The sequence below is a fragment of the Mesobacillus sp. genome (genome assembly GCF_049588175.1).
Taxonomy (GTDB): domain Bacteria; phylum Bacillota; class Bacilli; order Bacillales; family Cytobacillaceae; genus Mesobacillus.
In genome coordinates this window covers 1-4,517 of the sequence record NZ_JBAVFI010000660.1, presented here as the reverse complement: position 1 = coordinate 4,517, position 4,517 = coordinate 1, and the positions used below count along the sequence as shown (strand labels likewise).

At 40.3% G+C, this 4,517-nt stretch carries 5 protein-coding genes and 1 pseudogene; all 6 read right to left on the bottom strand.

Translation table 11 applies throughout. The annotated features are described in order from the left end of the window. Positions 1-706, bottom strand: a 706-nt coding sequence (locus WB217_RS15970; RefSeq protein WP_423994245.1) for an aromatic acid exporter family protein, incomplete at its 3' end; no start/stop codon positions are given. A 158-nt stretch (positions 707-864) separates the two neighbouring features. Next, the gene (locus WB217_RS15965) at positions 865-1,587 is read right to left on the bottom strand and encodes an amino acid ABC transporter ATP-binding protein (protein WP_423994243.1); all 723 of its coding nucleotides are present in this window, start codon (positions 1,585-1,587) and stop codon (positions 865-867) included. Beyond that, complete coding sequence (locus WB217_RS15960) at positions 1,580-2,239, bottom strand: amino acid ABC transporter permease (RefSeq protein ID WP_423994241.1); 660 nt, start codon at positions 2,237-2,239, stop codon at positions 1,580-1,582. Before WB217_RS15960 ends, WB217_RS15965 begins: the two co-directional genes overlap by 8 nt. A gap of 85 nt (positions 2,240-2,324) precedes the next feature. Further along, entirely contained in the window at positions 2,325-3,125 is an 801-nt protein-coding gene (locus WB217_RS15955; protein ID WP_423994239.1) for a transporter substrate-binding domain-containing protein, read from the bottom strand. Positions 3,126-3,344: 219 nt separating this feature from the next. Then, positions 3,345-3,782: a BrxA/BrxB family bacilliredoxin gene (locus WB217_RS15950; protein WP_423994238.1), complete on the bottom strand. Its 438-nt coding sequence runs from the start codon at positions 3,780-3,782 to the stop codon at positions 3,345-3,347. A gap of 223 nt (positions 3,783-4,005) precedes the next feature. Continuing rightward, positions 4,006-4,517: pseudogene (locus WB217_RS15945) on the bottom strand (methylmalonyl Co-A mutase-associated GTPase MeaB); the annotation flags it as partial.

Genomic DNA, 4,517 nt, shown 5'->3' with positions numbered 1-4,517 from the left:
AAGTGATAGAGGGCAGCACTCGTTCAATAATTTCGAATTGTTTTTCCCTGATTCTGAAATATTGATAATATAAATTTTCATCTCTTAAAAAATTATTTTCCACATCCAGAAGCGCAAGTGCCTTTGCCTTTTCAATTAAACTTGCTGTTTCTGTCAATTCTCTGCCATCCCAACTGCTGTCATTAATCTTTATGTAGATTGCGATTTCGCTGAAAATTTTCTTGAAAAGAACCTCTATTTCCCGCTGGTATTCTTCCAGTTTATTATCAACGCTGGGCATGTAAAAATTCATGATCAAGGCAACTCCAATGCCAATCGTGATAATTCCGAGCTCATTCAAAAGCAAACCGGAAGTTACATTTCCAGCCGAATAAATATGCATGATAATGACACTGCTGGATACGACTCCTTCTTTGGCGCCAGCCATTACGACAGTTGGAATAAAAAAGAGCAATAGCAGCCCAATGACAATCGGATGATACATAATCCCTTCAAAGAAAATGGCTGAAAAAATCATAGCGATTATACAGGCAAGGAAACGATGCCAAGATGCCTGAAGTGACCGTTTCTTAGTAACCTGGATGCAAAGAATCGTCAAAATCCCTGCAGATACAAAATTCCCGAATCCGAGATACTGGGCAATCATAATTGATGCTGCTGTACCCAGCGCTGTTTTTAATGTGCGATAGCCAATTCTAAATTTCACCTTTATTTCTCCTAACTCAGAATGCTTAAGCGGAAATTACACTGGGCCTTATCCTGACCCATACATAAGAAAATAAAAAAGATGACCATACCTTATAAGATATGGTCACCCTCTAGTTTAGCAAAAAGGCGAAGCATTACAAAAACAACGCTTGCTTTCTAGAGCATTTTTTCAAGGAAGACTTTTGCTCTCTCGCTTTTCGGACTGCCAAAAAATTCTGAAGGCGGAGCATCCTCAACCAGCACACCGCCATCAAGGAACAATACTCTGTCTGCAACTTCACGGGCAAATCCCATCTCATGTGTGACAATCGCCATTGTCATTCCAGTATGAGCTAGGGATTTCATTACCTCAAGTACCTCTTTTACCATTTCCGGGTCAAGTGCAGAGGTTGGTTCATCAAAAAGCATCACTTCAGGGTTCATTGCCAGCGCGCGCGCAATCGCTACACGCTGCTTCTGGCCTCCTGAAAGTCTGTTTGGATATTCATTTGCCTTTTCGGAGAGTCCGACCTTTTCCAGGAGTGCTAGTCCGTGCTTATCAGCTTCCTCCTTTGACATGCCCTTCACTTTAATTGGTGCATATGTCACATTCTGCAGCACCGTCATATGAGGGAACAAGTGAAAGTGCTGAAATACCATACCAACATTTTCACGGACTTTCTTGATATTTGTTTTCTTGTCAGTTATGTTCTCTGAGCCAATAAAAATTTGGCCGCTGGTTGGCTGTTCAAGCAAATTCATACAGCGGAGGAAGGTTGATTTCCCTGATCCTGAAGGACCAATGATCGCAACTACTTCGCCGTTCTCAATATTAGTAGTAATGCCCTTCAAAACCTCCAGCTTACCAAAAGATTTATGAAGATTTTGTACATTAATCACTTTGTCTCATTCTCCTTTCAACTGCCTTGCCGATAAATGTCAAGGAGATGACCATTAGATAATATATAATGCCCGCAAATATAAGCGGTTCGAAAAATCTGTACTGCTCGCCGCCCACAATATATGATCTGCGCATAATATCATCAACTGCGATGACCGTAACAATCGCAGATTCTTTAGTAAGGGTAATGAATTCATTCATCAATGCTGGCAGGATATTCTTCATAGCCTGTGGCAGGATGATATCCCACATCATCCGTTTGTTAGGAACGCCTAGTGCCATGGCTGCTTCTTTCTGGCCTTTATCTACAGCTAAAATCCCCGCGCGGATAATCTCAGAAATATATGCTCCAGAGTTTAAAGAGAATGAAATGACAGCCGCTGTATAAGCGGCGATTTCGAAGCCGATGATTTGTGGTGCACCATAATAAATGATCATCAGCTGCAGGATTAGCGGAGTACCACGAAAGATCGAAGTATAAAGATCAGCAAACCAATTCAAGGCCTTTGATGAGCTGATTTTGAATATGGCAAGGATGATGCCAAATGCAAAACCAAGCAGGCCTGCAACCAATACAATTTTAAGAGTAACGCCGATTCCCTTTAATATATATGGCAATGAAGGGAGGATGGCGGTAAAATCCAGATTCATATTATTAACAACCCTCTCTATCTATTTCATGAAGGAGAAAGGCGCCCAGAAAGACATAACCATTCTGAACGCCTGTTTTTTATTCTTACTTTTCTCCGCCAAACCATTTAACAACTAACTTTTCCACTTCGCCATTTTCCATTTTTTCTTTAAGCACTTTATTAAATTCAACCGTCAGCTTGCTTCCTTTAGGGAAAGCGATGGCAGAGCCTGCATCTTCTTGGCTTTCCTCTTCAATAGTGAAGCCTGAAAGATCCTTATCATTTTTGAAGTAGCCTTCTGCTACAGTATCTTCGATGATGGCTGCGTCAATACGTCCAGCCTTGATTTCTTGAATCAATTCAGGAATTCTTGTACGCTTTTCTACTTTAATTTTTACTGTTTCGCCAATCTCTTCTGCCTTGCCTTCCTGGATAGAAGCTAGCTGAACACCAACTGTCTTTCCTTTAAGATCTTCAATTGACTTAATGTTGCTGTCCTTTGCTGAAACAATCATATGATTAGCTGTATAGTAAACATCTGAAAAATCTACGCTTTCTTTGCGCTCATCAGTAGGAGTCATACCAGCCATAACAAAATCAACGCGGTCAGCCTGGATTGCACCAATTAGGCCATTGAAATCCATATCTTTAACTTCTACCTCATAACCAAGCTCACCAGCGATCAGGTTTGCAAGGTCAATATCAAAACCAATGATTTCATCACTTTTAGCAGTTTCAACATATTCAAAAGGAGGGTAGTCTGCTGAAGTACCCATTGTTAATACTTTCTTTTCTTCACCGTTGCCGCCTGCATTCTCTTCTTTTTCTTTTGATGATGTACCGCAAGCAGCCAAAACTCCCATAATTAAAATACTGATCATAAAAATAGATAATGCCTTTTTCATTTGTTTTCCTCCTATAGCTTTTAGAAAATTTTATATTTTTAAAATCAATAAATATATTATTATCTGAAACCTCATAGCTTTTCAAGTATGATCCATTGATAATAAATATTCAACATAATGCATTTTAACACATACTCATATTTATGCAATAATATTTTTAAATATAAAATTATAAAAACAAAAAAGAATCCCAAATAGTATGGGATTCTCAAAATTAAACTATACTTCTTCACAGATTTCTTCGAATGCATTCTGCAGTTTATTCACTACCGCCATAGGGTCGTGACCCTCTATCTCATGGCGCTCGATCATGGTCATTAACTTTCCATCCTTCAGCAAGGCAAAAGATGGGGATGAAGGCGGGTAACCTGTGAAGTAGCTTCTTGCTTTTTCTGTAGCTTCTTTATCCTGTCCAGCAAATACAGTTACAAGCTGGTCAGGGCGCTTATCGTAGTGTAGGGAATGCGCCGCAGCTGGACGAGCAATGCCACCGGCACAACCGCACACGGAGTTAACCATCACTAATGTTGTTCCCTCTTTTGCTAATGCCTGTTCTACATCTTCACCTGTCGTCAATTCAGTATATCCTGCTGCCACAATTTCCTGTCGGGCCTGGCGGACAACATCATTCATGAAAAAATTGAAATCCATGCTCATATAATCTATCTCTCCTCTGCTGGAATTATCAAGTACATGGTTATATGATAACAATTAATAAAAAAATTTCAAAGTATGTTTAACTCTTCCTTATTCAGGGAAAGGTATCAGTACAGCTAGATCCATACCCCTAAACTCCCTAGATGAAGGACAACGGCATATTTACCGTTGTCCACTTTTTTTGTAAAGAATTAAAGACACAGGCTGCCCGTCGCTGGGCAGCTCATTTTTTCGCATTGAAATAGGCCTTGAACAATTCTTCAACAGCGGAAGCTACAGGCCTGCTAGCGGAAATGACTTCATTTTCCACTTTAGGGAGCAGTAGTTTTATCATTGGGTGATGAAAAAAATTCGCCTGCAATTGATCAATAATCATATCGTTCATCCACTCTTTTGCCTGGCTTCGTCTCCGGTCTGAAAAGGCGCCGCTTTCTTTTGTACTGCCATCAAATCTTGAAATGGTATGCCAAACATCCTCAATGCCTTTGTTATGCAAAGCGGAACAGGTCAAAGCGACTGTCTCCCAGCCTTTTGTGGCCGGCTGAAGAAAATGGAGAATACGGTTATATTCTTCTTTCGTCTTCCTCGCCATTTGTTCATTTGGACCATCAGCTTTATTTACTATAACGGCATCTGCAAGCTCCATTATTCCCTTTTTCATACCCTGTAGTTCATCACCAGCCCCTGTCAGAACGAGGAGCATGAAGAAATCGACCATATTCCTGACAATTACTT